The following is a 23,326-nucleotide window of genomic DNA, read 5'->3' as shown; positions in this document are numbered from 1 at the left end:
GGATGCTGTGCCAGAGCCATGTGGCGACAGACTTGCAGACTGCAAAGCCCCAGTCGGGGCGGTCGACGCGCTGATTGCAGAGTTGAATCCTCTTTGAACCGGCGCCGTGCATTCGCGTGGAGGCGGCATGAAGGTTTGCGCCTGCTTCAGTTTGGGTTGTTCCTAATGCGGCCCCAACGCAGCCATGAATCACGCCACAACCGGCTGCATCACGCAGGCATGCCATCCCCCGGGCATGCCCAAGACAACAAGAGGTCCCTCATGAAGAAGCTTGCAATTCCTGCCGCATTGGCCGCCATGATGTTCTCGCCGCTGGTGTTCGCCCAGAACGCGGGCGCCGATCCCTACCGTCCCAGCCTGTCGGTCGGCGAGGGCGCATGGTTCGTCACCGGCAACGTCGGTCGCACCGACGGCGGCACCGCCGGGCGCTTTGGTACCGGCGATTTCGACTTCCTCGAGAGCAACGAAGGCCGCGAGACCGGCTACGGCGTGTCCGGTGGCTATCGCTGGAAGGTCAGCGACCGCTGGGGCGTGGGTGCGGAGCTCGGTTACGTCGATCTCGGCAACTTCCGCGTCCGCAACGTGTTCAACGACGACGCGGTGGACCAGACCGAGGCGCGCAACGCATTGCGTGGCTGGACCGCGGGCGCGAATGCGCGCGTGAACATCACGCCTGCCTGGTACGTGGGCATGCGGGGTGGCTATTTCCGCGCTTCGGACAACAGCACCGACTACTACAACACCATCGACCAGGAACTGCGCATCCGCAGCGGGCGCGATCCGGACCGCAGCAGCTGGTACGCCGGCATCGGCACCGGCTGGAACGCGACCGAGAACTTCAGCATCGGTGTGCACTACGACTATCACCGCGCGAAGTCGGGCACTTTCATCGACGAGGACAGCGGTGCCGAGATCGAGGGGCCGAAGCGTTCCACAGCGCTGCTGGGCCTGACGGCCGAATACTCGTTCTGATCCATCCGCGCGTTCGCCTCCAACCGCCACCCGCACGGCAGATGGTGATGGCTGCCTGGCGTGCGGGGGCGGAGTTCCGACTCCCCTTCGGTGCGGCCACGGGCAGGGCATTCCACGGTCTGCGCTGCGGCGTGCTGCAGATGCGGCGACCAGAGCCTCGCTTCATCCAGGACCACGCTGTGGGCCACCTGACCCTGAGCAGACCGGGCCCCGTCGGCTGCCGGCGCGGTCCGGAATGTGCCGGACAAGCGGGCCGGACAGCTGCACCGGTCACGGCGCGCTGGGCGCCGTTGGCGTATCGTCGCCAGCCTGCCTGACTGGAGAGCCGCCATGACCACCCGTTACCGCGCCTGGGCCGCTCCGAAAGCCGGCGCCCCGCTGGAACCTTTCGAATACGACCCCGGCCCGCTGGGCGCCGACGAGGTGGAGATCACCGTCGAGCACTGCGGCCTCTGCCACTCCGACCTGTCGATGCTGGACAACGAATGGGGCTTCACCGCCTATCCGTTCGTGCCCGGGCACGAGGCGGTGGGGCGGGTGACGGCGCTGGGGGCGAACGCCAAGGGCGTGGCGATGGGGCAGCGCGTGGGCCTGGGCTGGAATGCGCGCAGCTGCCTGCACTGTGATCAGTGCCTGGCGGGCGAGCAGCATCTGTGCCGTGAGGTGCAGGCCACCCTGGCCGGACGCCACGGCGCCTTCGCCGACAAGGTGCGCGCGCACTGGGTATGGGTGGCGCCGCTGCCCGAAGGCCTGGAGGCGTCCGAGTCCGGGCCGCTGCTGTGCGGCGGCATCACCGTGTTCGCGCCGCTGCGCGAGCTGGGCATCGCGCCCACGGCGCGGGTCGCGGTGGTCGGCATCGGTGGCCTGGGCCACATGGCGCTGAAGTTCTGCTGGGCCTGGGGCTGCGAGGTCACCGCGTTCACCTCCAGCGCCTCGAAGCAAGAGGAGGCGCGCGCGTTCGGTGCGCACCGTGTGGTCAGCACCGGCGATGCCGGCGCGCTCAAGCAACTGGCCGGCACCTTCGACCTGATCATCGAGACGGTCAACGCCTCGCTGGACTGGCCCGGCCTGCTCGGTGCGCTGGCGCCCAAGGGGCGGCTGCATGTGGTCGGCGTGCCCCTCGAGCCGATGGCGGTGCCGGCGTTCTCGCTGATCTCGGGGCAGAAGTCGGTGTCGGGTTCGCCTACCGGCTCGCGCGGGGCGATCGACAGCATGCTCGGCTTCGCCGCGCGCCACGGCGTGGCGCCGCAGACCGAGCATTTCCCCATGAGCCGCGTCAACGAGGCGCTGGATCATCTGCGCGCCGGCAAGGCCCGCTACCGGATCGTGCTGGACGCCGACTTCTGAGCGCTGGGATCTGGTGACCGGAGTCTTCCGGCAAGGCGGGCCGCCGGCGGCCTGCCGGCGGGCCGGCATCGTGCGGAATTCAGCGCTGCGCAAGCACGCCGTCGAGCGCCAGCCTGGTCCGGAAGCCCGCCTTCTCCAGCCGCTTCGACACTTCGCGCGGCACGTCGCGCCCGCTGGTGAGCTTGTTCGGCATGCCGGTGTAGTGGAACAGCATGCCGCCCCTGCGCAGCACACGTGCCAGCTGGTCGTAGAAGGCTTGCGAGTACAGTTCACCGGCGATGCCGAAGCGCGGCGGGTCGTGCAGGATTGCGTCGAAACCCGCATCGGGCAGATGGGCGATTTCCTGCGACACATCGCCATGCTGCAGTCGCAGGCGTCCTCCGTGGCCGGGCGCGTCGGGATCGGGCGACCAGGGGTTGAGCGTGCGCAGCCACAGCACGTCCTCGCTTTTCTCGAACGAGAGGATCTGCGCGGCGCCGGCCTCCAGGCAGCAGGCGGCGAAGTAGCCGAGCCCGCCGCAGGTGTCGAGCACGCGCCGGCCGCGCGGCTGGATCAGCGCCACCTTTGTTCTTGCATCCTCGAACGGCGACACCTTCGCCGTCGGCAGCATTTTGATGCCATCGATCTCGAAGGTCGGCGCGCCCCAGCCGGTGGGCACCAGCTTGTACAGGGCGCGGCCGTAGCGCGATGCGGGCACGAAGGCCTCGCCATCCCAGTAGTGGATGGTGCGGTCCTTGAGGCGATCGGGATAGGGGAACGCGTCGTCGCGCCAGCGCCAGCAGGTGTCGGCGAGCTGCACCTGCGCGGTCGTGCGCCCGAGATCCAGCGAGCCGTTCCAGGCATCGTGCCCGGCATCGCGTGCGGCGCGAAGTGCGTCGGCGATGTCGCGGGTGAGCAGCGGGCCGGCGTAGTGGGGCACGGGAAGGCGATCGGAGAAGGCGCGCCATCGTAACCGCTCCGGCCGCGCGACATCTTCTCCAGCAGAAGCGCCGGCGGCGTACGCGGCCGGTGATGAGGCTGTCCGCTGCGGCCCGGAGGTTACGCTGCATGAAGGCGGCCGCTGTGCCCGTGCAGTCGCCACGCCGAAGCCCGGCCTGCGACGCGTGCATCGGCAGTGGTCATCGGGTGTATGTCTGGACGGTTTGCGCGGCGGCATGCCTGGTTGCCGGCGGGCACCCGGTGTGCATGCGCTGCCGCCTGTGCGGTATGACCGGCGCAGTGCGGCATGTCGCGGTGACGCCTGTACGGAAGACCACGTTCCCGCGTGCGTGCCCGGCCGTGCGGTCGATGCGTCGTGTGGCGAGCGGGGTTCCGCCTGTCTCCGGGCGTCGCGCACGGTTCGCCTGCTTCGGAGCCGGGCAAAGGCGGGAGCCGGTCGCGCCTGTCCGGACCAGACGCCGTCGCGATGCAACCAACTTCACGTCGATCCACCCCGCCGGGCGCCACGATGAACACCCGCCTGTTCCGATGCAGGCGTCGCCTGAGGAGATCGCATGCCTGTTCCGGTTCGCATCCTGCGCCACTCCGCGCTGCACCTTGCGGCACTCGCCTCGATGCTGTTGCTGTCCGCTTGTGCGCAGGAGTCCGCGCCCGGGCCGGAGACCGCATCCGTCGGCGACGGCCCTTCGCACCAGCAGGACGTTGTCGCCACGCCGCCGCCGGCCGGCACGCATGTCGATTCGACGACGGCTGCGGGTGCCACCGCCGGCGGGGACGGCTCGGCGATCCAGCTCGATCCGCTCGCTGACCGGGACCTTGCGCAGGCCGGCCTCACCGGCGAGCTGTCCTGCGTCTTCCTGCACGAAAGCGGCGCGCTGCTGCACGCGGCAGGCAACGTGGCGTCCGACGATCCGGCGCTCGGAGCCGTGAAGGTGGCCGGCGTGGTGGAGCACGTGCGGGCGCCTGGCGGATTCGACGGGATCCTCGACGGTCCCGACTTCACCGGGCGCGGCCTGACCATCCGGATCCACGTGACAGGCCCCGCGATCGGTGGAGGCGAATCGCCGCCGCGGCCGGCGAACCTGACCTATCTGCGCGCCGATGGCGCAAGCCGCAACTTCGACGGCCACTGGCAGTGCGGGCCCTGAGGCGATCCGCGGAGCCCCGCGACCGCGCATCGCTTCGCTCTCATCCATCGGCTGGCGCGGGCGCGTGCCGACCCTAGAATGGACGGCCCCACGTACGAGGAACATCGATGGCCACCTATCTGATCACCGGCGCAAACCGCGGCATCGGCCTGTCGCTGAGCCAGCAGCTCACCGCACGCGGCGACACGGTTATCGGCGTCTGCCGGCAAGCGTCGCCCGCACTGGTCGCGACGGGCGCGCAGGTGATCGATGGCGTGGACGTGGCCGATGCGGACGCGGTGGCATCGCTGCCCGCACGGCTCGGAGCGCAGTCCATCGACGGCCTCGTGCTCAACGCCGGCATCTTCACCAACGAGACCCTGGACCAACTGGATGCCGGCGCCTTCGCGCGCATGCAGCGCCAGTTCGAGGTCAACACGCTCGGCCCGCTGCGGGTGGCGGCTGCGCTGCGGGGGCGGCTGGCGAAGGGCGCGAAGGTCGGCATCATCACCAGCCGCATGGGCTCGGTGGCCGACAACGGCTCCGGCGCCTATTACGGCTACCGCGCGTCCAAGGCGGCGGTGAACGCGGTCGGCAGATCCCTGGCGATGGACCTCGCACCGCGCGGCATCGCCGTCGTGCTGCTGCATCCGGGCCGCGTGGCGACCGAGATGCTCGGCGGCCAGGGCGACATCGGCCCCGACGACGCGGCCACCCAGCTGATCGCCCGCCTCGACGCCCTGACCCTCGCCGACACCGGCAGCTTCTGGCACGCGAACGGCACCCCGCTGCCTTGGTAGCGCAGCGCCGCTCAGACGGGGCACGCGCCGCTGGATACGATGCGGCCAGCGGTGTCGCCGCTGGGCGGCGGAGTACGGCCCCGACGCCACTCTTGACACGGGCCCCGACGCGGAGTTTTATCGTCCGACGCTAGGAAAAGGATGCCCTCGCGATGACAAGCGCTGCGTTTGCCCGGTCCCGTGGCTGGGCGGGTCTTACTGTCCTGTTCTTGCTTTCGACCGCAAGCGCCTGCGGCAAGCAGCCGCACGAACAGCGAGTGGAGTCCTCGCCGTCGCAGTCGAAGCAGGTGCTCCCTGCTTCCGGGAGTGGCCCTGCCGCGCATGGGCCGGACAATGAATTCGCGCTCGAAGAGGCAATGGGCGCGGAATGCGACTCCAGATGGATCTCTGATCCCCCTCTTCATGAGAAGGCCTGCTACGGGATGCTGCCCGAGCATCTCCAGTCGCTCCTGCTTGGCTTGCCGGATACCCATCCGCACCTGAGCGAGGCCCAGCGCCAGGAGGCCGTCGCCAGCCGGCAGCGGTTTCGTGCGGTGCCGGGCTACGGTGAGCGTCCCGACTTCGTGGCGGACATCACAAACTACAGCCGGTTCTGGGTGCGCTCGTTCGAGGGCCCCGATCCGGAGACTACCGTCTACGCGGTGTATGGCCCCGCCTGTAGCGACGATCGGGCCCACTCAAAGCGATCGGTGGGCGAAGGCTGCCTGGCCGGGGAGCCTTACGTCATGCGTGAGTTGAAGATCTACAGGGTGACCGCTGGCGGCGCGCCAGAAGACGTTACGAGCGAGCTCGCTCCGCCGCCGCCGATCCTGTCGCCCGCCGAGAAGGAGCGCTACGGCATCTATCTGCGACCACCTCAGGAAGGAGGAGCGGTCGATACCGACATCGGCCTGGATGTCGGAAGTCTGGCGAAGGCGCCCGTCATGCGGTGGGTGATCGATCCGCCTGAAGAAGGCGACTACGAGCGGCCGTATATCCCCGACTCGGATCCAAGAGGCTTCTTCCGGCGCGCGCACTTCGGCTTTCTGGTCTGGACCGGCGAGCGCTTCGAGCTTCGTCGCAGGATTCAGCTCTCGTTATGGGCGTGTGGCCTTGGCAAGCATGCAGCCGGGTGCGCCGACAATTTCCGGGGGGATTCTTACCTGGTTGATACAGGCGCTTCGGAAGAGCTTTCAGGTGACATGGAATGACGAATCCTCCTGTCTTGCCTCCGACCGGAATAGATATCCGGGAGAGCGCGAACCGCGTGGTTGCGTCCCTGCGCGGCGGGCAGGGCGACGAGGGGTTCAGCCTGTTGGAACGCATTCGCGAACCGGAACGCGTGGTCGTGCAGGAGGCAATTGACCGGTATGTCGCGGCATCCTTGCTCAGGGACGGCGGGTCGCTCCCCGAGGACATGCGTCTCCGCCATGCTGACGCGGTGGAGCGTCTGCATCGCGCACTCGGTCCGCCCCGAATGCCTGACCTGGGTCATGTCCCGGACCGGCCGAATGAACTGATGGGCCTGACGCGGGTACAGCGGTACCACGTATACGCGAGCATCGTGGAAGCACGCGGAGATGAGGCTGCGCGCGCCGACCTGCGGCGAAATGACCATGTTGTGTTGCTGGGCCTGCGTCGGGAGACCCCGACATTCGCGTCGCATGGAAATGGCCGTAGTGGCACGGGTGTGTACGACGACCAGATCGTGGTCCTGGGAACGACGGAACGGGGCGCGGAACGCATCTACATTGCAGGCCGCGCTACGACAGAGCCGACCGCCCAGTACGCCCATCATGCAGGAAGCGATGGTGATCGCCCCTTCAGTGGCAACTCGCAAACGGAATTGAGGAGGATTGCGCCTGCCGTGGGCTATGAGGAAGTCCGAAGGCGGAAGATCGAAGGGGAGGACGTCAACGGAGACTCCATCTGGGACCTTGGCCGGATGGCGGAGGGTACGATCGAGATGTTCCGTGCGGATCATCCGAATCCCCGAAGTGTGGGAACACGTGATGCCTTCAGGCCTTCCCCGGAGCAGATGACACGCGGGGGAAGGATGGTGCAGCGGGATTCCAATGCCGATGGATACTTCACCCCAGCCGATCCGGCAGGCATCCAACCGCTGAACGAGACCTTCAAGATCCACAGCGGCTCGCGCAACAACGCCGATTCGGCCGGCTGCCAGACCATCCATCCCGACGACTATCGCGACTTCATCAACGCGGCCCAGCGCAACCCGGCGCAGACGCGCTGGCAGTACGTGCTGACGTCGACGCAGGGTGGCCTGTTCCACAATGTCGAGGTCGGCCGCGATGAGGCGCCGGCGCAAGCGCCAGCGCAGCGGCCTCAGGCTCTGCCTCAGCCGACGCATCAGCCGGCCCATCATCCGGCGCATCAGCCGCTACCGCAGCCGCCGCCCCTGCCGGTGGAGCGGCAGGGCAACACCGATCCAGTCCCGGGCCCGTTCGAGAATCCCGATCTCAACCGGTACTACGCGGCGGTCTTGGCGGGCGATGCCGCGCTCGCCAATCGTATCGCGTTCGACTTCAGCTTTCGTGCGCCGGAACGTGCGGCGCAGCACGTTGCGGAAGCACAGTCCGAGCCCACCCAGGCGCAGTTCCCCCCGTCCGCCCACGACCACGAAACACTACTGCTGCGCAGCTGACCGAGACGCACCAGTAGCAGCGCGCGCCAGACGTTCGGTCCGGCGCGCGCCCCGGTGTCCCCGATCAGCGCCGCAGCGCCACCCGCCCGGCGGCGGGCACCCAGCCGCCCGGATTGTGAACCCGCAGCATCGCGGTCTGCACGCACAGCACCACCGCGATCGCCAGCGCGATCCACGCCGAGACGTCGGAGCCCGCCAGGTCATGGCCGGACTGGCGCACGTACACCGCGACCAGTGCCCACAACGCCGCCGCCGCATACGCCACGTTGCCGCGCATGCGGTGATTGAGCACGAGCAGCACGACGGCGGCCATGGCATACAGGCCCAGCGCCCACGGCAGCTGCGCGTCGACGGGCATCACCTCGTAGGCCACCATCACCTGCGCCAGGTTGAGGAAGGCGGCCAGGGTCAGCCAGCCCGCGTGCAGCGACAGCGGCAGCCAGGCGAACAGGTGCTGGCGCTGCAGCGGCGCCGGGTCGCGCGTCAGCAACACGGCGCAGTAGGCCAGGCAGGCCAGCGCGCCGAAGATCACCAGCAGGCACAGCCAGAACAGTTCCTGGGAGAACAGCGGCATCCACATCGTGGTGAGGAAGAATCCAGCCGCCGCCCAGGGCGCGATGCGCCCGAGCGTAGCGTCCTGCCTGCGTTCGCCGCTCGCCTGCCAGAACGCGTACAGCAGGTCGAGCAGAAAGATCAAGCTCCAGATCGAGAACGCATAACCCGCCGCGACAAGCAAGGTCGGATAGCGGTCCGAGATCGTGCCTTGGTCCGGCCCGAACGCGCCGGTGTTGGACAGCCACGCCACGATGGGCATGGCCAGTGCAGTCAGGACGACGAGCAGGCGCATGGGGCCTCCGTCATTCTTCGCCGAAACCGCGGCTCGCGTGCGCGGCGGCACGCGGCGGCTCGGACACGTCGATCTGTTCGCCTACCAGGACGGGATCGCCGTGGGGCGGAGTACGCGAGCCATCGTCCTGCGGGCGCAGCGTCGTGGTCTCGTGGTGCCGTTGCCAGGCGCGGTATGCGATGTAGCCGATGGTGCCATAGGCGACAAGCTTGATCAGTGACATGGGAATACTCCGGCGCTGTAAGGAAATCAGGTTGAAACAGGACAGGTGATCCGTGCGTGACCATTGGCGTGACGCGGGCTGCCCAAGCAGGGCGCGCGACCCAAATGGGGTCCGACGCCATGGACGACTGCATCGCGAGCATCGGCAGAACCGACAAGCCCCCGGTCAAGGGGGCTTGCGGGGTCAGCAAAGTGCTTCGCGCTCAGCGGCCGTCGCCGTCCGCGTCGCCCGGCAGTCGGCGCTCGACGCGATGCCACGCGTCCTTCACCGCTTCCTTGGCTTCCTGCCAGGACAGGCGCGACTCGCCCTTGGCGCGCTCCCAGCCCTGCTCCAGCCGCGACTCGGTGTCCGCGTCCCAGGCAGAACCGGCCGACAGGCTGCGGGCCTGCGTGCCGTAGCGATACGCCGGCCGGTAATCCTGATAGTCGAAATCCTGGCGGTAGTACGAGGCCTTGTTGTATTGTTCGCCGTAGTGGCGATCGGTGTCCTCATAGGCGCCGAAGGTGCGGTCGGTGCGATCCCAGGCATCGCGTACCGCCGGCTGCGCGGCCTCCCAGTCGAGCGTCGACTGCCCGCGGGTCTGGTCCCAGCGCGCCTTCAATTCCGACTCGGCTTCCTGCCAGTCGCGGCGGCCGGCCTCGTTGCGATGCTCGGTGCCGAGGCGATAGGCCGGGGCATAGTCGCGGTCGAAGTCGCGGTCGGCGCGGTAGTACTCGCGGCCGGTTGCGTCCTGACGCCAGTATTCGACCTCGGCCGTGGGATCGACGCGCTCGGCGATCGCCTTGCCGCCCGACGCGCCCCCGACGGCGCCGATACCGCCGCCGATCAAGGTGCCGATGGGGCCGAAGAAGCTGCCGATCGCCGCTCCTGCGATGGCGCCGGCAGTGCCGCCCGCCGCCACGCCCACCGGATGCGAGCCCGGCGCGCCGGTGATCGGGTCGGGATTCGTATCATGCTTGTTCATGCGTTGTGCTCCGGCTCGGTTGGGGGTGAGGCCGGATCATGCGGCGCGGCTTGTGGATCGCCCGTGCAGGCTGCGTCGTGACGCAATTAACGCGCAGGTGACGACGAGGTGATCTAGGATGTCGGCAGCGGGATGGGCGCCGAGGGGACGCGGAAGGGGCTAGGACCGCGGGGCGCGTTGCCGGCCGTAGGCAGGCATTCGCGGGTCGGACGACACACGCGCAGGCGACAGGGGAGATGCGCGATGAGTGGGGATTTCCGGATCGCGCTGCGGCGCGAAGCTGGCGAGCTGCAGGCCCATGTGACCGGGTCCAATACGCGCGCGAACACGTTCGGCTACTGGCGTGCCATCGCCGAGGCCTTGGAAGCGCAGCGCGCGGGCTTGCTGCTGCTGGTCGATGAACTGGAGGGGCCGCCGCTCGACGCCGCGGACTGGCGCGCGCTGGTGGCCGAATTCGGACCGCTCCTGGGCCGGCTGCGGGTGGCGCATGTCAAGCCGCGTGGCCTGGATACTGTGGAGCACTGCATGCTCTCGGCCATCGGCTCTGGACTGGAAGCCCAGGTGTTCGCCGATGTGCACTCCGCCGCGCTGTGGCTGCGCTATGGCCAGCAGCGCGACTCTTCGGGCGACCGCTGAGGCTCAGCGGTCGGCCATGCGCAACCTGCGCCAGGACAGGACGAGCAGTGCGGCCAGCCAGCCGACGATCAGGCAGATGACCGCCTTCTGCGCGAGGCCGCGCGGCAGATCGCGCGCCAGCGCCAGCACCCAGATGGCGGCGAAGCAGGCCACGGCCCAGGGCAGCAGCCAGCGCGCATGTCGCCGCCAGCGCGGATCCTGACGCAGCCGCAGCGCCTGCAGCACGATGCCGGTGGTGGCGAACAGGAATGCGCCCTGCGCGGTGATGCCGTGCACCAGGCCTTCCATGCTGGCGTCCACGTCGGGGAGGTCCATCCCCGCGTAGGCCGTGATCGACAGGCACACCCCGCCCAGCACGAACATCGAAAGCGCTGCGGCGCTGCGCGCGTGCGGGGGCGCATTGTGGCGGGCCTGCCAGGCCAGCCCGACCATCGCCACCGACAGCGCGACGTAGGCCGCCTGCAGCAACCCGCCCCACGGCCCGATCAGGTACAGGCTCATCTGGCTGTGGACCGGATCGAGGTCCGGCCGCAGCAGGTGCAGCACGATCGCCGCTGCGATGAAGAAGGCCAGGCAGGCTGCCGCCAGGCGGCAGGCAAGCATGGGAGCGGCGTCGCGGGTGGACATGGCGCGTCGTGGGTGGGGCGGGGCGTTCTTGTAGCACGTGGCGTCCCTCGGCTGCCGCCGGCGCGCCGGGCAGCAGCGGTCGGTGCCGGCGGGCAGTCCGGCCGAGCCCTGGGAGTGCGACCGGTCTTCGACCCTGCTGCCGGCGCGGGCATCGCTCAGGGGCGGAACCGGGTATTGCCCTCGTAGCTGATCATCCACTGCACGCCATAGCGGTCGATGCAGATGCCGTATTGCTCTGCCCACTCGGTGGGCTGCAGCGGCATCTGCACCGTACCGCCCGCCGACAGGCCCTCGAACACGCGCGCCGCTTCGGCCGCATCGTCGGGTGCGATCACGATGTAGCTGCTGCTTGCAGGCTGGAACTTCGCCACGTCGGCGCCGACCAGGTCCGTGCCCATGAGCATGTTGGGGCCGAGCGGCAGCGCGATATGCGCGATGCGGTCGGCGGCCTCGTCCGGCGCGCCCATGTTGCCGGGAAAGTCGCGGTAGCGGACCACCATTGGAAACTCGCCCCCGAACACCGAGCGGTAGAACTCGAATGCCTCGAGCGTGTTGCCGGGGAAGTTGAGATAGGGGTTGACGGCCTGGACCATGGGATCTCCTGCACGGGGTATGTGCGACAGCGCACGCCGATGCGACGAATCGCCAGCCGCCGGATCGACATCGCCCGCCCGGTGACGGGACGTCTGGAGGATCCGGGCTGGGCGCAGGCGTTGCGATACGTGAGGGAGCGGCGCTCCAGCCGGGTCCTTCGGCAGCGGCGGCGGATTGTGTATGCTCGGTGGGCGTGATCACGCAGGGGGCTGTGGTGCATCGCGCCGCCGACGGCATGGGGCATGTCGCGGAGCCAGGAGCAACGAAGCCAGCCGTGCCCGGCCCTCCGGCGCACGCGGGGGAGATCATGGACATGATGGCGATGCCCGCGGCCGCGACGACGCAATCGTCGACCGGACTGATGCACGCGATGGCGCCCGGTTCGGTGCCGCGGCCGGCGCGCCGCCCGCTGTACACGTTGTTGCTGTGGCTGGTGGCGCTGCTGTCCTGCCTGGTGCCGGTGGTGTATTTCGCCTTGGTGGCGGCGCTGGCGTGGCTGGGCTACGCCTACTACACCGAATGGGCGCCACGCACGATCAGTGGCTGGGCGATGATCGCCTGGACCGTGCCGGGCTTCGTGCTGGGCGTGCTGATCCTGTTCCTGCTCAAGCCGCTGTTCGCGCCGCGCGCGAAGACGCCAGATGCGGTGCGCCTGCCCGAGGGCGAATCGGCATTCCGGGCGGCGGTGATCTCGCTGTGCCGGGCCGTGGGCGTTGCGCCGCCGCGTGAGATCTACCTCAGCCACAGCGTCAATGCCTGGGTGCAGTTCAGTGCCGGCCCGGCCGGACTGGTGGGCGGCGCCAGGACGCTGACGATCGGCCTGCCGCTGGTGGCGGGCATGACCGCGCGCCAGCTGGTGGGCGTGCTGGCGCACGAGTTCGGTCACTTCGCGCAGGGCGGCGGCATGCGCGCCGCGCACGTGATCAACCATGTCAACCGCTGGCTGGAGTCGCGCGCCTACCACCGCGACAAATGGGACGAGCGCCTGCAGCGCTGGCTGGACGACGGCGAGGACGGCGATGGCGGCAACCTGTTCCATCTGATGTGCGGGGTCGCCCAGTTCTGCCTTGGGCTGACGCGCGTCTTCCTGCGCGGGCTGTTCCAGCTCAGCTTCCGCATGAGCCGGCGGCTGTCGCAGGAAATGGAGTTCGACGCCGACCGTTACGAGGTCGCCGTGGCCGGCAGCGACAGCTTCGCCGGCACCGCGCTGCGCCTGCGCGCGCTGGCGCAGGCGATGCACGAGGTGGAGACACTCAACCGAAAGGCCTGGCGCGAGGGTGGCCTGGTGGACGACCTGCCCGCCGCGGCTGCGCTGCGGATGGGGCAGTGGGGCGCGGAGGACTGGCAGGCGGTGGAGCGCCTGCTCGACAACGACGATGAGACGCGCTTCTGGGATTCGCACCCGGCAGACCAGGCGCGCATCACCAACGCCATCTCGCATCCGGCCGCGGGCATGTTCGTCGACGAACGCCCGGCAGCGGAACTGTTCGCGGATTTTCCCGCGCTGTGCCGTGACGTGACCGCGCACTACTACCGCGAGATGGACCTGGAGTTCGGCGCGCGCAACCTGCTGGCGCCCGCGCAGCTGCTCGGCATGGGCCAGCTGCCCGAGGAGCTTGCGCAGGCCTGGAAGCGCTTCGCCAACGGCATGCTCGGCACGGTGCCGCTGCTCGATCCGGTCGAGGGCACGCTGCTGCCCGCCGCCGGCTTCGACTGGCAGGGCTGCGTGGACGAACTGCGCAGGCTGGGGCCGGACGCCTCCAGCCTGTGGCCGAGGCTGGATCGTGCCCGTACGCGGGCCGACGAACTCGAACTATGGGTCAGGCTGGTGGACCTGGGCGTCGATTTCAGCATGCCCGACGGGTCGGAACCCGATCCCGGCGCGCTGCGCGAACAGCTGGGCCGCTGCCGCAACGATGCCTCCGCGGACCGCAAGCTGGCTGGGCGCATCCTCGCGCTGTTCGCGCGCCGCTTCCAGCTGGCGGCCGCGGCGATGGCCGGCTCATCGCAGGCGCGGGCGCAGGCCGCGCTGGTCCTGCTGCAGCAGCTGCACGATGCCTGGCCGCGGCTTGAGCGGCTGACGTCCGAAGGCCGCGTCTGCCTGCGGCTGCAGTCCGGCATGAGCCGTGATGCCGACACCCTGCGCGTTCGCGTGTTCGCAATGGCCGAACAGTACCGGCGGGAGTTCGATGCCCTGCTGGAACAGCTCGACGGCGTTGCGCTCGCGGATGGCGCGACCCTGGGCCGGCATCTGCGCGGCCGCTGCGGACGCATGTCGTCGGCGGGCGGCGACCCCTTCGCCTTCATCCACGTAACCGCGCCGGCCGAGGACGCGTTCCTGGAGCTGTACCGGCGCGAGCTGGCGGAACTGGCGCTGCTGGCCGATGCGGCCGAGCGCGAGCATGGCATCCGTCCGATCCGGCTGTTCCAGGCGCGATGAGGCGCGAAGCGCGCGGCGCCTAGTTCCCGCGCGCCAGCTGCTCCTCGATCGCACTGAAGGCCGAGCGCGCGCCGGTGCGGTCGTCCGCTACACCGGTCGCGAAATAGACCACGCCATTGCCTGCAGCGCGGTCGATCCACAGCCCCGAGCGCAGGCCGTATGCCGAACCGCTGTGCCCGACCCGCTCGACGCCATCGCCGAAGGGATCGTCGCCGCAGTCGGGCTGCGCTGTGGCCAGCGTCTGCGCGGCCAGCCCGTAACGGCAGAAGAAGGCCAGCCGATCGCCGTCGCCGGTGTCCTCCTCGTGGCCGATGCCGTTGTCTCCGGCATAGGTCCACTGCGGCGCCAGCAGGCTGCGCACCGACGCCGGCGACAGCAGGCGCACGCCATCCACTTCGCCGTCGCCCAGCAGCAGGCGCCCGATCCTGGCCAGGTCGCGCGCGGAGATGCGCAGGCCGCCCTGGGGCGAGAACAGCGCGCCGTTGACGCCCGCGCGCCACTGCGACAGGTCGCAGCCGGCACCTTCTGCGGTGATCACCGCACACGCGGGCATGCCGCCACGATGGTCGTCGCGTACCGGCGCGTGCGCGGCGTCGTACAGCACCACCGCCCGCGCCGCGGTCGCCTCGTCGCAGGTAGCCCAGTTGTAGCAGCCGGCGATGCCGAGTGGTTGCAGCACCAGCCGCTGCATCAGCAGGTCGAAGCGCTCGCCGGTGGCGCGCTCCATCGCCGCCGCCACCAGGGGGAAGCCGAGGTTGGCGTAGCGGAAGAAGCGCCCGGGCGCGTGCGCGGGATCCCAGGCGCGCGGATCGTCCAGCAGCCCGCGCAGCTCGCTGCCCAGCGGTACCTGCCAGTAGCCGGCCGCGTCGGTCAGCCCGGCCTGGTGGGACAGCAGCATGCGCAGCGTGATTGGCTGCTCCGGCCATTGCGGATGGCGCAGGCGCCACCCGAGCGCATCGGACACGTCGGCCTCCAGGTCCAGCTGCCCGGCTTCCACCAGGCGCAACACGCCGATCGCCACCACCAGCTTCGAGATCGAGGCCACGCGCACCGGATCGTCCGCGGTCACGGCGCGTCCGGCGGCGATGTCCGCGAGGCCTTCGGCCTGCACCGAGGTCGGTCCCGCGCGGTCGAAGGCGACACGTACGCTGGCGACGGGCTCGCCAGCGCTAGCGCTGGCCGCGATCAGGTTCAGGAGCAGCAGCCAGGATATCGTGCGCATGGAAGGTTCCCTGAGGTCGAACGCCCGCGGCATGGGAGAGGGGTGCCTGGGCATGGACACGATGGTAGACGAGGCGCGCAGCGGTCGCCCGGGCTTCACGCGCCGTGCGGCTATCGGCGACGCATCCATCTCTAGGCTCCGCACATGCGAATGGCCGGGCGGAGCCGGGCACCTGTAGCGGAGCGTAGCGCCCACGCGGCCGCCATCGCGACCGCGCGCGCTGGTGCTGCGCTGCAGCGCATGGAGGGAATCGCCAGCACGCCGCGCTTCCGGCTGGCGCACGGTGGCTGCGTTCGACGACGCAATTGCGCCATTGCACGACCTGCACGCGCTGAATACGTATGCAGCGTGCACCACATGCCTTGCCGCGGCCTGCATCGCGTCGCAGAGTCGGAGCACCCAGGGCGCCGCGCACGGCCGGGTGCTACGAGGCCGGCGCGAACCCACCGATCTTCGATCCGCGGAGCCGCCATGCGAGATCCTGTTGCCGCCTGCCTGCGCGCAATGCGCGTGCTGCTGCTGTTCGCGGTCCTTGCCGGCGTGACCGCCTGCGACGAGCCGCTGGCCGCAGATCCGGCGCACCCGGACGCGCCACCGCCGACGCCGTCGCCGGCCGTGCCGGTCGACAATGGCGCAGTTGCGATCTGCGAAGCGCCGCATGCGACGGTCTTGGTGCCCGCACCGGCGACACCCGGCGAGGCAGCGCGCAGCGTGCGCGTGCATTACCACCGCCCCGATGGCGCCTACGCCGACTGGGGACTGCATGTATGGCAGGTGGATGGCGACGGGCGGCATGTGGGCGACTACCCGGGCGTCACCTGGGATATGCCGCTGCCGCGCGCGGGCGTGGACCAGTACGGCGCCTACTTCGACATCGACGCGTCCGCCTCCGGCTTCGGGTTCATCGTGCACCGGCCTGGCCAGGCCGGCGATCCCGGAGCCGACCGCACCTGGCAGTTCGCCGACGGCGAAACGCTGTGGCTGCGCTCCGGCGATCCGGCGGTGTACCGCAGCAATCCGCTTGCCGCCACACCCGACATCGATACCGTGCGCGTGCACTACCGCCGCTACGACAACGGCTTTGCGCAGTGGGGCCTGCACCTGTGGGACGGCAGCGGCGTCGACGTGGCGCGCCTGCCCGGCCTGGCCCTCGGCGACTGGCAACGTCCTGTGCCGCTCTCGGCGATGCCCAACTACGTGGCCGCCGACGATGGGTCCGAAGTCGCCTTCGACCTGCCCGTGCTGAACCCGCGCGACGATGCCGGCCGCGTCCGGGTCGATCTGGTCCTGCACGGCATGCCGGACAATCCGCGGGGCGGTGTCGACAACAAGGATGGATGGACCTCCGACATCGGCATCGGCCTGGCCGGGCTGCAGGTCGTTGGCCGCACCGGTCACGTCTGGCTCGTCCAGCAGGAACCTCGCGTGTTCACCGCGCCGCCGGACCTGGGCCGCGCCTCCACCACCGACGCGCGCGCGGTATGGTTGTCGCGTCGCTTGCTGCAGTGGCCGCGCACCGATGCGGGCGGCAGGTTCCGGCTGCATCATTCCGCACGCGGCGGCATTGTGGCGCGCAAGGGCGCGCCGGTGTCCGGTGCGGATGGTGCGCTGGCGTTGTCGGTCGCGCATGCGCCCGCCGAACTCGCCGACCGCTTTCGCTGGGTGGGCGCCGGCGTGGTGCTGGCCGTCGATGATGGCGATGACGCCACGCTGGCGGCGCTGCTGCGCGGGCAGCTGGTACTTGCGCAGGAGGATGCGCAGGGGCGGGTGCTGTCGGCGACCACCCCGCAGTTGCCTGGGCAACTGGATGATCGCTACGCCGCGGCCGACCGCCTGGACGACCTGGGCGTGCGGATCGAGGGTGGCCAGGCCCGGTTCCGGCTGTGGGCGCCGACGGCGCAGCGGGTCTGGCTGTGCGGCTATCGCGCGCGCGGCGGCGAGCCGTTGCTGCAGGAGATGGATTTCGATCCGGCCACCGGCAGCTGGTCGGCTGCGCGTCGCGAACTGCGCGCGGGCGACCACTATCGCTATGCGGTGCAGGTGTTCGTGCGCGGCGTGGGCCTGGTGCGCAACCTGGTCACCGATCCCTATGCGATCAGCCTGGATGCCGATTCGCAGCGCAGCTATGTCGGCGACCTGGCCTCGCCCGCGCTGGCGCCGCCGGGCTGGGCCCGCGACCGTACGCCCGACGTGGTGCGCGCGCAGGAGGACATGTCGATCTACGAGCTGCACGTGCGCGATTTCTCCATCAACGACGCCAGCGTCCGTGCGCCGCTGCGCGGCAAGTACCTCGCGTTCGCCCAGTACAACAGCGACGGCATGCGCCATCTGCGGGCGCTGTCGCGGGCGGGGTTGACCGACGTGCACCTGCTGCCCGCCTTCGATTTCGCCAGCGTGCCGGAGACCGGCTGCACGACCCCGGTCGTGCCCGCCGCGGCGCCCGATTCGGACGCGCAGCAGGCGGCGGTGGCCGCCAGCCGCGGCAGCGACTGCTTCAACTGGGGCTACGACCCCTGGCACTTCAATGCGCCCGAAGGCAGCTACGCCAGCGACGCGTCCGATGGCGCCGCGCGCGTGCGCGAGTTCCGGGCGATGGTGATGTCCCTGCACGAGGCTGGGCTGCGCGTGGGCATGGACGTGGTCTACAACCACACCAGTGCCTCGGGCCAGGATCCGAAGTCGGTGCTCGACCGCATCGTGCCCGGCTACTACCACCGCCTCGATGGCGACGGCCGGATCGAGCGTTCCACCTGCTGCGAGAACACCGCAACCGAGCACCTGATGATGGGCAAGCTCATGATCGATTCGGTGAAGCTGTGGGCCACCCAGTACCACGTCGATTCGTTCCGCTTCGACCTGATGGGGCACCAGCCGCGATCGGTGATGGAGCGGCTGCAGGAGGAGGTGAATGCCGCGGTGGGCCGGCCGGTCCAGCTCATCGGCGAAGGCTGGAACTTCGGTGAGGTGGCCGACGGCGCTCGCTTCGTGCAGGCCTCGCAGCTGTCGCTCAACGGCAGCGGCATCGGTACCTTCAGCGACCGTGCCCGCGACCACGCGCGCGGCGGTTCCGGTTTCGACAGTGGCCAGGCCCTGCTGCGCAGCCAGGGCTTCCTCAACGGCCTGCACTACGACGACAACGGCAGCGGGGGCAACCATCCACGCAGCGCGCTGATGTGGTCGGCCGACATCCTCAAGGTTGGCCTCGCCGGCTCCATCCGCAGCTACCGGCTGCAGACCCACTGGGACGAGGTGCTGCGGCTCGAGCAACTCGATTACAACGGCCAGCCCGCCGGCTACGTGGTGGATCCGCAGGAGGTGGTGAACTACGTCGACAACCACGACAACCCGACCCTGTTCGACGCCAACGCCTACAAGCTGCCGCGTGCCACCAGCCGCGAGGACCGCGCGCGGGTGCAGGTGCTGGGCGCCGCGACCACGGCCTTCAGCCAGGGCGTGGCCTACTTCCATGCCGGCATCGATACCCTGCGCAGCAAGTCGCTGGACCGCAACAGCTACGACAGCGGCGACTGGTTCAACGCGCTCGACTGGACCTACCGCAGCAACAACTTCGGCGTGGGCCTGCCGATGCGCTCGGACAATGGCGAGAACTGGCCGGTGATGGCGCCGCTGCTGGCCGATCCGGCGATCGTGCCGCTGCCCGCCGATATCCGCTGGACCCGCGACGCCTTCCGCGACCTGCTGCGCATCCGCGCCAGTTCCAGCCTGTTCCGGCTGCGGACCGCCGAGGAGATCAACCGGCGGCTGCGCTTCCACAATACCGGCAGCACGCAGGAGCCCACCGTGCTGGTCGGGCACCTCGATGGCCGCGGCCATGCGGGCGCTGGATTCCGCGAACTCGTGTACCTGATCAACGTCGACAAGCGCGCGCATGCCATCGCCGTGCCCGCCGAAGCGGGCAAGCCCTATCGCCTGCACCCGGTGCACCGCGCCCGCGATGCCGCCGACCGCCGGGCCGCCGCCGCGCGCTACGACGCGGCCAGCGGCAGCTTCCAGGTGCCCGCGCGCACCGCGGTGGTGTTCGTGGTGCACTGAGCTGCTCGCAGCCTGCACGCCGAGCGCGCGTGGCCGCCGGGAGGAACACCGGCGCCGCGATTACGCACAGCTGCTGGCTTCTCGCCGAGCATCTCGACGGCGCCACCGGGCGCTGAGCGGCCGGCATCGACGCCGGGAACGCGCGGCCCGTGCCGCGCGGAGGGGCGTCTACGCGGCGGCAGGACGCCGCGGCGCGCCGACGCGAGCTCGGACGGCGTCGACGTCGCGCACCGCGCGCACCTCGATGCAGCCGGTCTCGGCCCAGGGCAACTCCTCGGCCATGCGCACCGCGTCCTCGAGGCTGTCGGCCTCGACCAGGTTGAAGCCTGCCAGCAGTTCCTTGGTTTCGGCGAAGGGGCCATCGACCACGCTGACCCTGCCTTCCCGGCGGCGCACCGACTTCGCGGTGCGTGCCGGTTCCAGTTGCTGGAATCCCAGCACCTTGCCTTCCTCCTGCAGCGCGTCGGCGCGTTCCAGACAGTGGCGCATGCGGCGGTCGTACTCGCCGTCCGGCAGCGCTTCGATCATCGATTCGTCGACGTAGACCAGCAGCAGATACTGCATCGGATCCTCCGTGGATCGCTCAGGTGGCGGCCTGGTTGTCGCCGCGCCCCAGCGGGTCGGGCAGTGGTTCGCCAGCGTCGACGAAGGCCAGCGACACCGAGTTGATGCAGTGGCGTTCGTGCGTCGGCGGCGGGCCATCGGGGAATACGTGGCCCAGGTGGCTGCCGCAGCGCGCGCAGACTTCTTCGGTGCGGACCATGCCGTGGCTGGTGTCGCGCACGTAGCGGATGTGGTCGGGCGCCCAGGGCGCGAAGAAGCTCGGCCAGCCGGTCCCCGAATCGAACTTGGCGCCGGAGCGGAACAGCGGCAGCCCGCACAGCCGGCAGATGTAGGTCCCCTCGCGCTTGTTGTCCAGGAAGACGCCGCAGAACGGCGCCTCGGTGCCATGCGCCAGCAGCACCCGCCGTTCGGCCTCGTCCAGGCCGGCCTCCAGCGTGGCACGCTGCGCGGGATCGGGCGGTGTCAGGTCGAAACCGGACATGGTCGGCCTCCGTGCGGTGGGGTCCCGGAGTTTGCCAGCTTCCGGTCGCGGCCGCGCGCGCGATCGCGTCCCGCAGCGGGCGTCGCCAGGCGGGTGGGGTTCGGCGTGGCGGTCCACGCATCGTCCGGGCGCGGCAGCGCCGCGCGGAGGCAGTAGAGCCGCCCGGCCGGGGTGCGCGGCGCTAGCTGCCCTCGGGCAGCAGGTACCAGGCTTCGACGTCGCCCTTGAGCTTGATCGTCAGCGGCTGGCCACGGCGGTCCAGGGCCTTGCCGGCGGCCACGCGGATCCAGCCTTCGCTGATGCAGTACTCCTCCACGTCGCGGCGCTCCACGCCCTTGAAGCGGATGCCGATGCCGCGCCCCAGCGAGGCCTCGTCGTAGTGCGGGCTGCGCGGATCGTTGCAGAGGCGGTCGGGAGGCGTTTCGGACATGGCGAAAGGTGACGAATCGGGTGTGGGCGCGATTGTAGCGGACCGCTCACTGCGCTTCGCCGCGCCCCTGCGCCCGGGCGCGCGCGATCACGGCGCGGACGAGGGCGCGGTCGTGGTGGCGCGAGATCGCCTGTGCGCCCAGCGCGATCGCCCGCTCCCGCAACTCGGCGGTGACGTCGTAGTGGGCGCCGCTGGTCTTGTTCTGGAAGGCGTGGCGCGGCAACCCGAGGCGGGCGGCGAAGGTGTGCAGTTCGTCGAGGGTGTCGGCCATCAGGTGCGCCCAGCGGCGGCCGCGCCACAGCGTCACCGCGTCATCGACGTAAACGGTCATCCGGCGGCGGCTCCTCACGTGGCGACAACGTATCTTCGCGCAAACAGTGGGGTCGTTGCCGTCGACTGCAGCCAGGAGGCGCCATGACCGAATCCCGCACGGCGCAGCGTCGGCCGCGCGCCATGATCCTGCCGCAGGTGTTCTACCCGGTGGCGGGACTGATCCTGCTGCTGGTGACCGCATCGTTCGTCGCGCCAGCGCGGATCGAGGCGGTCTTCGGCGCGGCCAAGCAATGGACGGCCGACGAAGCGGGCTGGTTCACGGTGCTGTCGGTGGCGGGATTCCTGGTGTTCGTGGTCGGGGTGGCGGCCAGCCGCCTCGGCCGGCTCAAGCTGGGGCCGGACCACAGCGAGCCGGACTACGGCTACACCACCTGGTTCGCGATGCTGTTCGCCGCGGGCATGGGCATCGGCCTGATGTATTTCGGCGTGGCCGAGCCGGTGATGCACTTCAGCGCGCCGCCGGTGGGCGAGGCCGGCAGCGTCGAGGCCGCGCGCCAGGCCATGCGCATCACGTTCTTCCACTGGGGCCTGCACGCCTGGGCGGTGTATGCGGTGGTGGCGTTGTCGCTGGCCTACTTCGCCTATCGCCATGGCCTGCCGCTGCGGATCCGCTCGGCGCTGTACCCGCTGATCGGCGAACGCATCCATGGCTGGATCGGTCATGCGGTGGACGCCTTCGCGGTGCTCGGCACGATCTTCGGCCTGGCGACGTCGCTGGGGCTGGGCGTGATCCAGATCAACTCCGGCCTGAACTATCTGTTCGGCCTGCGCGTGGATACCGGCGTGCAGGTCGCGCTGATCGCGGGCATCACCGCGGTGGCGACCCTGTCGGTGTTTTCCGGGCTCGACCGCGGCGTGCGCCGGCTGTCGGAGTTCAACATGGTGCTGGCGATCGCCCTGATGCTGTTCGTGATGCTGGCCGGGCCCACCATCCACCTGCTGCAGGCGCTGGTCCAGAACACCGGCATGTACGTGTCCAGCGTGTTTCCCATGACCTTCAACCTGTATGCCTACGAGCCCACCGGCTGGATCGGGGGCTGGACCCTGTTCTACTGGGGCTGGTGGGTCGCCTGGTCGCCGTTCGTGGGCATGTTCATCGCGCGCATCTCGCGCGGCCGCACCGTGCGCGAATTCGTGGTCGGCGTGCTGCTGGTGCCGATGGGCTTCACCTGCCTGTGGATGACCGTGTACGGCAACAGCGCGCTGCACATGATCCTGTTCGGTGGCGACGCGGCGCTGGTGGAGGCCGTGGCGGCCGACAGTTCGGTCGCGCTGTACCGCTTCCTGCAGGAGCTGCCACTGGCGACGCTGACCTGTTCGGTGGCGACGCTGCTGGTGGCCGTGTTCTTCATCACCTCCGCCGACTCGGGCGCACTGGTGATCGACATGCTGTCCTCGAAGGGCGAGCAGGAATCGCCAGTGTGGCAGCGGATCTTCTGGTCGCTGCTGGTCGGCGCGATCGCGATCGCGCTGCTGGCCGCGGGAGGGCTGACCGCCCTGCAGGCCGCCACCATCGCCGCGGCCCTGCCCTTCACCGTGGTGATGATCCTGGCCTGCGTGGGGCTGTTGCGCGCGATGCGCCTGGACGTGACCAAGCGCGAGGCCGTGCGCGGTGCACGCACGATGCCGCCCGGGCTGGGCGTGGACACCGACTGGCGAACGCGCCTGCGCGTGCTGGTGCACCAGCCGGGGCGCGAGGAAGTGCTGGCCTTCCTGCGCGGCGAGGTGCTGCCGGCGCTGCGGGACGTGGCCGGCGAGCTGTGCCGGCAGGGGCTGCCGGCCGAAACCGCCGAGGGCGAGGACGGCCGCGTCTGGCTGCAGGTCGGCCACGGCGAAGAGATGGACTTCTTCTACTCGGTCCGCCCGCGCGCCTATGCGCCGCCGTCGTTCCTGCTGGCCGATCCGCGCCGGCGCGCTGCGGGCGGCCTATCGTGCCGCGCCGAAGTCCACCTGCGCGAAGGCGGCCAGGATTACGACATCATAGGCTGGCGGCGCGAGGACGTGATCCACGACGTCCTCGACCAGTACCGCCGCCACATGCACTTCCTCGACGCGGTGCGCTGAGCGGCACCGCGTCGCGGCT

The 23,326-nt window shown here is 69.9% G+C and carries 21 protein-coding genes; 10 read left to right on the top strand and 11 right to left on the bottom strand.

The window, feature by feature from the left end; all coding sequences use genetic code 11:
* Positions 1-261 precede the first annotated feature (261 nt).
* Together ACQYVW_RS06640 and ahr are read left to right on the top strand one after the other, a co-directional pair.
* A complete protein-coding gene (locus tag ACQYVW_RS06640; protein ID WP_434946426.1) occupies positions 262-972 on the top strand; it encodes an outer membrane beta-barrel protein in 711 nt (236 codons plus the stop codon).
* Positions 973-1,302: 330 nt separating this feature from the next.
* Entirely contained in the window at positions 1,303-2,319 is a 1,017-nt protein-coding gene (gene ahr / locus ACQYVW_RS06635) for an NADPH-dependent aldehyde reductase Ahr (RefSeq protein WP_434946425.1), read from the top strand.
* A gap of 79 nt (positions 2,320-2,398) precedes the next feature.
* Here ahr and ACQYVW_RS06630 read toward each other — a convergent pair whose 3' ends face one another.
* Positions 2,399-3,238, bottom strand: coding sequence for a class I SAM-dependent methyltransferase (locus ACQYVW_RS06630; RefSeq protein WP_434932853.1), 840 nt, complete (start codon positions 3,236-3,238; stop codon positions 2,399-2,401).
* Between the two features lie 574 nt (positions 3,239-3,812).
* On the opposite strand from ACQYVW_RS06630, the gene ACQYVW_RS06625 reads away from it, so the two are divergent.
* The 4 genes from ACQYVW_RS06625 to ACQYVW_RS06610 all read left to right on the top strand — a co-directional run bounded on the left by ACQYVW_RS06625 (position 3,813) and on the right by ACQYVW_RS06610 (position 7,829).
* The gene (locus ACQYVW_RS06625; RefSeq protein WP_434932852.1) at positions 3,813-4,406 is read left to right on the top strand and encodes a hypothetical protein; all 594 of its coding nucleotides are present in this window, start codon (positions 3,813-3,815) and stop codon (positions 4,404-4,406) included.
* A gap of 107 nt (positions 4,407-4,513) precedes the next feature.
* Entirely contained in the window at positions 4,514-5,185 is a 672-nt protein-coding gene (locus ACQYVW_RS06620) for an SDR family oxidoreductase (RefSeq protein WP_434932851.1), read from the top strand.
* Between the two features lie 152 nt (positions 5,186-5,337).
* Positions 5,338-6,375 (top strand): hypothetical protein, encoded by a 1,038-nt coding sequence (locus ACQYVW_RS06615; RefSeq protein ID WP_434946424.1) that lies wholly within the window; start codon positions 5,338-5,340, stop codon positions 6,373-6,375.
* A complete protein-coding gene (locus ACQYVW_RS06610; protein WP_434946423.1) occupies positions 6,372-7,829 on the top strand; it encodes a hypothetical protein in 1,458 nt (485 codons plus the stop codon). The genes ACQYVW_RS06615 and ACQYVW_RS06610 overlap by 4 nt, the downstream gene beginning before the upstream one ends.
* A 64-nt stretch (positions 7,830-7,893) precedes the next feature.
* On the opposite strand, the gene ACQYVW_RS06605 is transcribed toward ACQYVW_RS06610, so the two are convergent.
* The 3 genes from ACQYVW_RS06605 to ACQYVW_RS06595 all read right to left on the bottom strand — a co-directional run bounded on the left by ACQYVW_RS06605 (position 7,894) and on the right by ACQYVW_RS06595 (position 9,863).
* On the bottom strand, positions 7,894-8,676 hold the full coding sequence (locus ACQYVW_RS06605) for a TspO-related membrane protein (protein ID WP_434932848.1): 783 nt from the start codon (positions 8,674-8,676) through the stop codon (positions 7,894-7,896).
* Between the two features lie 10 nt (positions 8,677-8,686).
* Positions 8,687-8,899, bottom strand: a complete 213-nt coding sequence (locus ACQYVW_RS06600) for a hypothetical protein (protein ID WP_434932847.1) — start codon at positions 8,897-8,899, stop codon at positions 8,687-8,689.
* A 202-nt stretch (positions 8,900-9,101) separates the two neighbouring features.
* Complete coding sequence (locus ACQYVW_RS06595) at positions 9,102-9,863, bottom strand: hypothetical protein (protein ID WP_434932846.1); 762 nt, start codon at positions 9,861-9,863, stop codon at positions 9,102-9,104.
* A 243-nt stretch (positions 9,864-10,106) separates the two neighbouring features.
* On the opposite strand from ACQYVW_RS06595, the gene ACQYVW_RS06590 reads away from it, so the two are divergent.
* Positions 10,107-10,499 carry a hypothetical protein gene (locus tag ACQYVW_RS06590; protein ID WP_434946422.1) on the top strand — a complete coding sequence of 131 codons (393 nt, stop codon included), beginning with the start codon at positions 10,107-10,109 and terminating at the stop codon, positions 10,497-10,499.
* 3 nt (positions 10,500-10,502) lie between these two features.
* On the opposite strand, the gene ACQYVW_RS06585 is transcribed toward ACQYVW_RS06590, so the two are convergent.
* Together ACQYVW_RS06585 and ACQYVW_RS06580 are read right to left on the bottom strand one after the other, a co-directional pair.
* Positions 10,503-11,126 (bottom strand): DUF998 domain-containing protein, encoded by a 624-nt coding sequence (locus ACQYVW_RS06585; protein ID WP_434932844.1) that lies wholly within the window; start codon positions 11,124-11,126, stop codon positions 10,503-10,505.
* Between the two features lie 155 nt (positions 11,127-11,281).
* Positions 11,282-11,719, bottom strand: a complete 438-nt coding sequence (locus tag ACQYVW_RS06580; RefSeq protein WP_434946421.1) for a VOC family protein — start codon at positions 11,717-11,719, stop codon at positions 11,282-11,284.
* A gap of 314 nt (positions 11,720-12,033) precedes the next feature.
* Here ACQYVW_RS06580 and ACQYVW_RS06575 point away from each other — a divergent pair, with 314 nt between their 5' ends.
* Entirely contained in the window at positions 12,034-14,160 is a 2,127-nt protein-coding gene (locus tag ACQYVW_RS06575; RefSeq protein ID WP_434946420.1) for a M48 family metallopeptidase, read from the top strand.
* Positions 14,161-14,179: 19 nt separating this feature from the next.
* On the opposite strand, the gene ACQYVW_RS06570 is transcribed toward ACQYVW_RS06575, so the two are convergent.
* Positions 14,180-15,382 (bottom strand): serine hydrolase domain-containing protein, encoded by a 1,203-nt coding sequence (locus tag ACQYVW_RS06570; protein ID WP_434946419.1) that lies wholly within the window; start codon positions 15,380-15,382, stop codon positions 14,180-14,182.
* Positions 15,383-15,853: 471 nt separating this feature from the next.
* Here ACQYVW_RS06570 and ACQYVW_RS06565 point away from each other — a divergent pair, with 471 nt between their 5' ends.
* Entirely contained in the window at positions 15,854-19,435 is a 3,582-nt protein-coding gene (locus tag ACQYVW_RS06565; RefSeq protein ID WP_434946418.1) for an alpha-1,6-glucosidase domain-containing protein, read from the top strand.
* Positions 19,436-19,603: 168 nt separating this feature from the next.
* Here ACQYVW_RS06565 and ACQYVW_RS06560 read toward each other — a convergent pair whose 3' ends face one another.
* The 4 genes from ACQYVW_RS06560 to ACQYVW_RS06545 all read right to left on the bottom strand — a co-directional run bounded on the left by ACQYVW_RS06560 (position 19,604) and on the right by ACQYVW_RS06545 (position 21,241).
* Complete coding sequence (locus ACQYVW_RS06560; protein ID WP_434946417.1) at positions 19,604-19,999, bottom strand: YciI family protein; 396 nt, start codon at positions 19,997-19,999, stop codon at positions 19,604-19,606.
* A 19-nt stretch (positions 20,000-20,018) separates the two neighbouring features.
* Complete coding sequence (gene msrB / locus ACQYVW_RS06555) at positions 20,019-20,480, bottom strand: peptide-methionine (R)-S-oxide reductase MsrB (RefSeq protein ID WP_434946416.1); 462 nt, start codon at positions 20,478-20,480, stop codon at positions 20,019-20,021.
* Positions 20,481-20,661: 181 nt separating this feature from the next.
* Positions 20,662-20,910, bottom strand: coding sequence for a DUF3297 family protein (locus tag ACQYVW_RS06550; protein ID WP_434934748.1), 249 nt, complete (start codon positions 20,908-20,910; stop codon positions 20,662-20,664).
* A 46-nt stretch (positions 20,911-20,956) separates the two neighbouring features.
* Positions 20,957-21,241, bottom strand: coding sequence for a DUF4031 domain-containing protein (locus ACQYVW_RS06545; RefSeq protein WP_434934746.1), 285 nt, complete (start codon positions 21,239-21,241; stop codon positions 20,957-20,959).
* A gap of 83 nt (positions 21,242-21,324) precedes the next feature.
* Between ACQYVW_RS06545 and ACQYVW_RS06540 the strand changes: the two genes are divergently transcribed.
* Complete coding sequence (locus tag ACQYVW_RS06540; protein WP_434946415.1) at positions 21,325-23,307, top strand: BCCT family transporter; 1,983 nt, start codon at positions 21,325-21,327, stop codon at positions 23,305-23,307.
* The last annotated feature ends 19 nt before the right edge of the window (positions 23,308-23,326 follow it).

Origin of the sequence: Luteimonas campi, from assembly GCF_051162505.1 — a bacterium.
Lineage (GTDB): Bacteria > Pseudomonadota > Gammaproteobacteria > Xanthomonadales > Xanthomonadaceae > Luteimonas.
Note: the sequence above shows the minus strand (reverse complement) of the source record. Positions and strands in the feature narration are given on the sequence as shown.

Bases quoted from the DNA above. Each gene is read 5' to 3' on its own strand.
- ACQYVW_RS06640 (WP_434946426.1), top strand. From the start codon at position 262: ATGAAGAAGCTTGCAATTCCTGCCGCATTGGCCGCCATGATGTTCTCG.
- ahr (WP_434946425.1), top strand. From the start codon at position 1,303: ATGACCACCCGTTACCGCGCCTGGGCCGCTCCGAAAGCCGGCGCCCCG.
- ACQYVW_RS06625 (WP_434932852.1), top strand. From the start codon at position 3,813: ATGCCTGTTCCGGTTCGCATCCTGCGCCACTCCGCGCTGCACCTTGCG.
- ACQYVW_RS06620 (WP_434932851.1), top strand. From the start codon at position 4,514: ATGGCCACCTATCTGATCACCGGCGCAAACCGCGGCATCGGCCTGTCG.
- ACQYVW_RS06615 (WP_434946424.1), top strand. From the start codon at position 5,338: ATGACAAGCGCTGCGTTTGCCCGGTCCCGTGGCTGGGCGGGTCTTACT.
- ACQYVW_RS06610 (WP_434946423.1), top strand. From the start codon at position 6,372: ATGACGAATCCTCCTGTCTTGCCTCCGACCGGAATAGATATCCGGGAG.
- ACQYVW_RS06605 (WP_434932848.1), bottom strand. From the start codon at position 8,676: ATGCGCCTGCTCGTCGTCCTGACTGCACTGGCCATGCCCATCGTGGCG.
- ACQYVW_RS06600 (WP_434932847.1), bottom strand. From the start codon at position 8,899: ATGTCACTGATCAAGCTTGTCGCCTATGGCACCATCGGCTACATCGCA.
- ACQYVW_RS06595 (WP_434932846.1), bottom strand. From the start codon at position 9,863: ATGAACAAGCATGATACGAATCCCGACCCGATCACCGGCGCGCCGGGC.
- ACQYVW_RS06590 (WP_434946422.1), top strand. From the start codon at position 10,107: ATGAGTGGGGATTTCCGGATCGCGCTGCGGCGCGAAGCTGGCGAGCTG.
- ACQYVW_RS06585 (WP_434932844.1), bottom strand. From the start codon at position 11,126: ATGTCCACCCGCGACGCCGCTCCCATGCTTGCCTGCCGCCTGGCGGCA.
- ACQYVW_RS06580 (WP_434946421.1), bottom strand. From the start codon at position 11,719: ATGGTCCAGGCCGTCAACCCCTATCTCAACTTCCCCGGCAACACGCTC.
- ACQYVW_RS06575 (WP_434946420.1), top strand. From the start codon at position 12,034: ATGATGGCGATGCCCGCGGCCGCGACGACGCAATCGTCGACCGGACTG.
- ACQYVW_RS06570 (WP_434946419.1), bottom strand. From the start codon at position 15,382: ATGCGCACGATATCCTGGCTGCTGCTCCTGAACCTGATCGCGGCCAGC.
- ACQYVW_RS06565 (WP_434946418.1), top strand. From the start codon at position 15,854: ATGCGAGATCCTGTTGCCGCCTGCCTGCGCGCAATGCGCGTGCTGCTG.
- ACQYVW_RS06560 (WP_434946417.1), bottom strand. From the start codon at position 19,999: ATGCAGTATCTGCTGCTGGTCTACGTCGACGAATCGATGATCGAAGCG.
- msrB (WP_434946416.1), bottom strand. From the start codon at position 20,480: ATGTCCGGTTTCGACCTGACACCGCCCGATCCCGCGCAGCGTGCCACG.
- ACQYVW_RS06550 (WP_434934748.1), bottom strand. From the start codon at position 20,910: ATGTCCGAAACGCCTCCCGACCGCCTCTGCAACGATCCGCGCAGCCCG.
- ACQYVW_RS06545 (WP_434934746.1), bottom strand. From the start codon at position 21,241: ATGACCGTTTACGTCGATGACGCGGTGACGCTGTGGCGCGGCCGCCGC.
- ACQYVW_RS06540 (WP_434946415.1), top strand. From the start codon at position 21,325: ATGACCGAATCCCGCACGGCGCAGCGTCGGCCGCGCGCCATGATCCTG.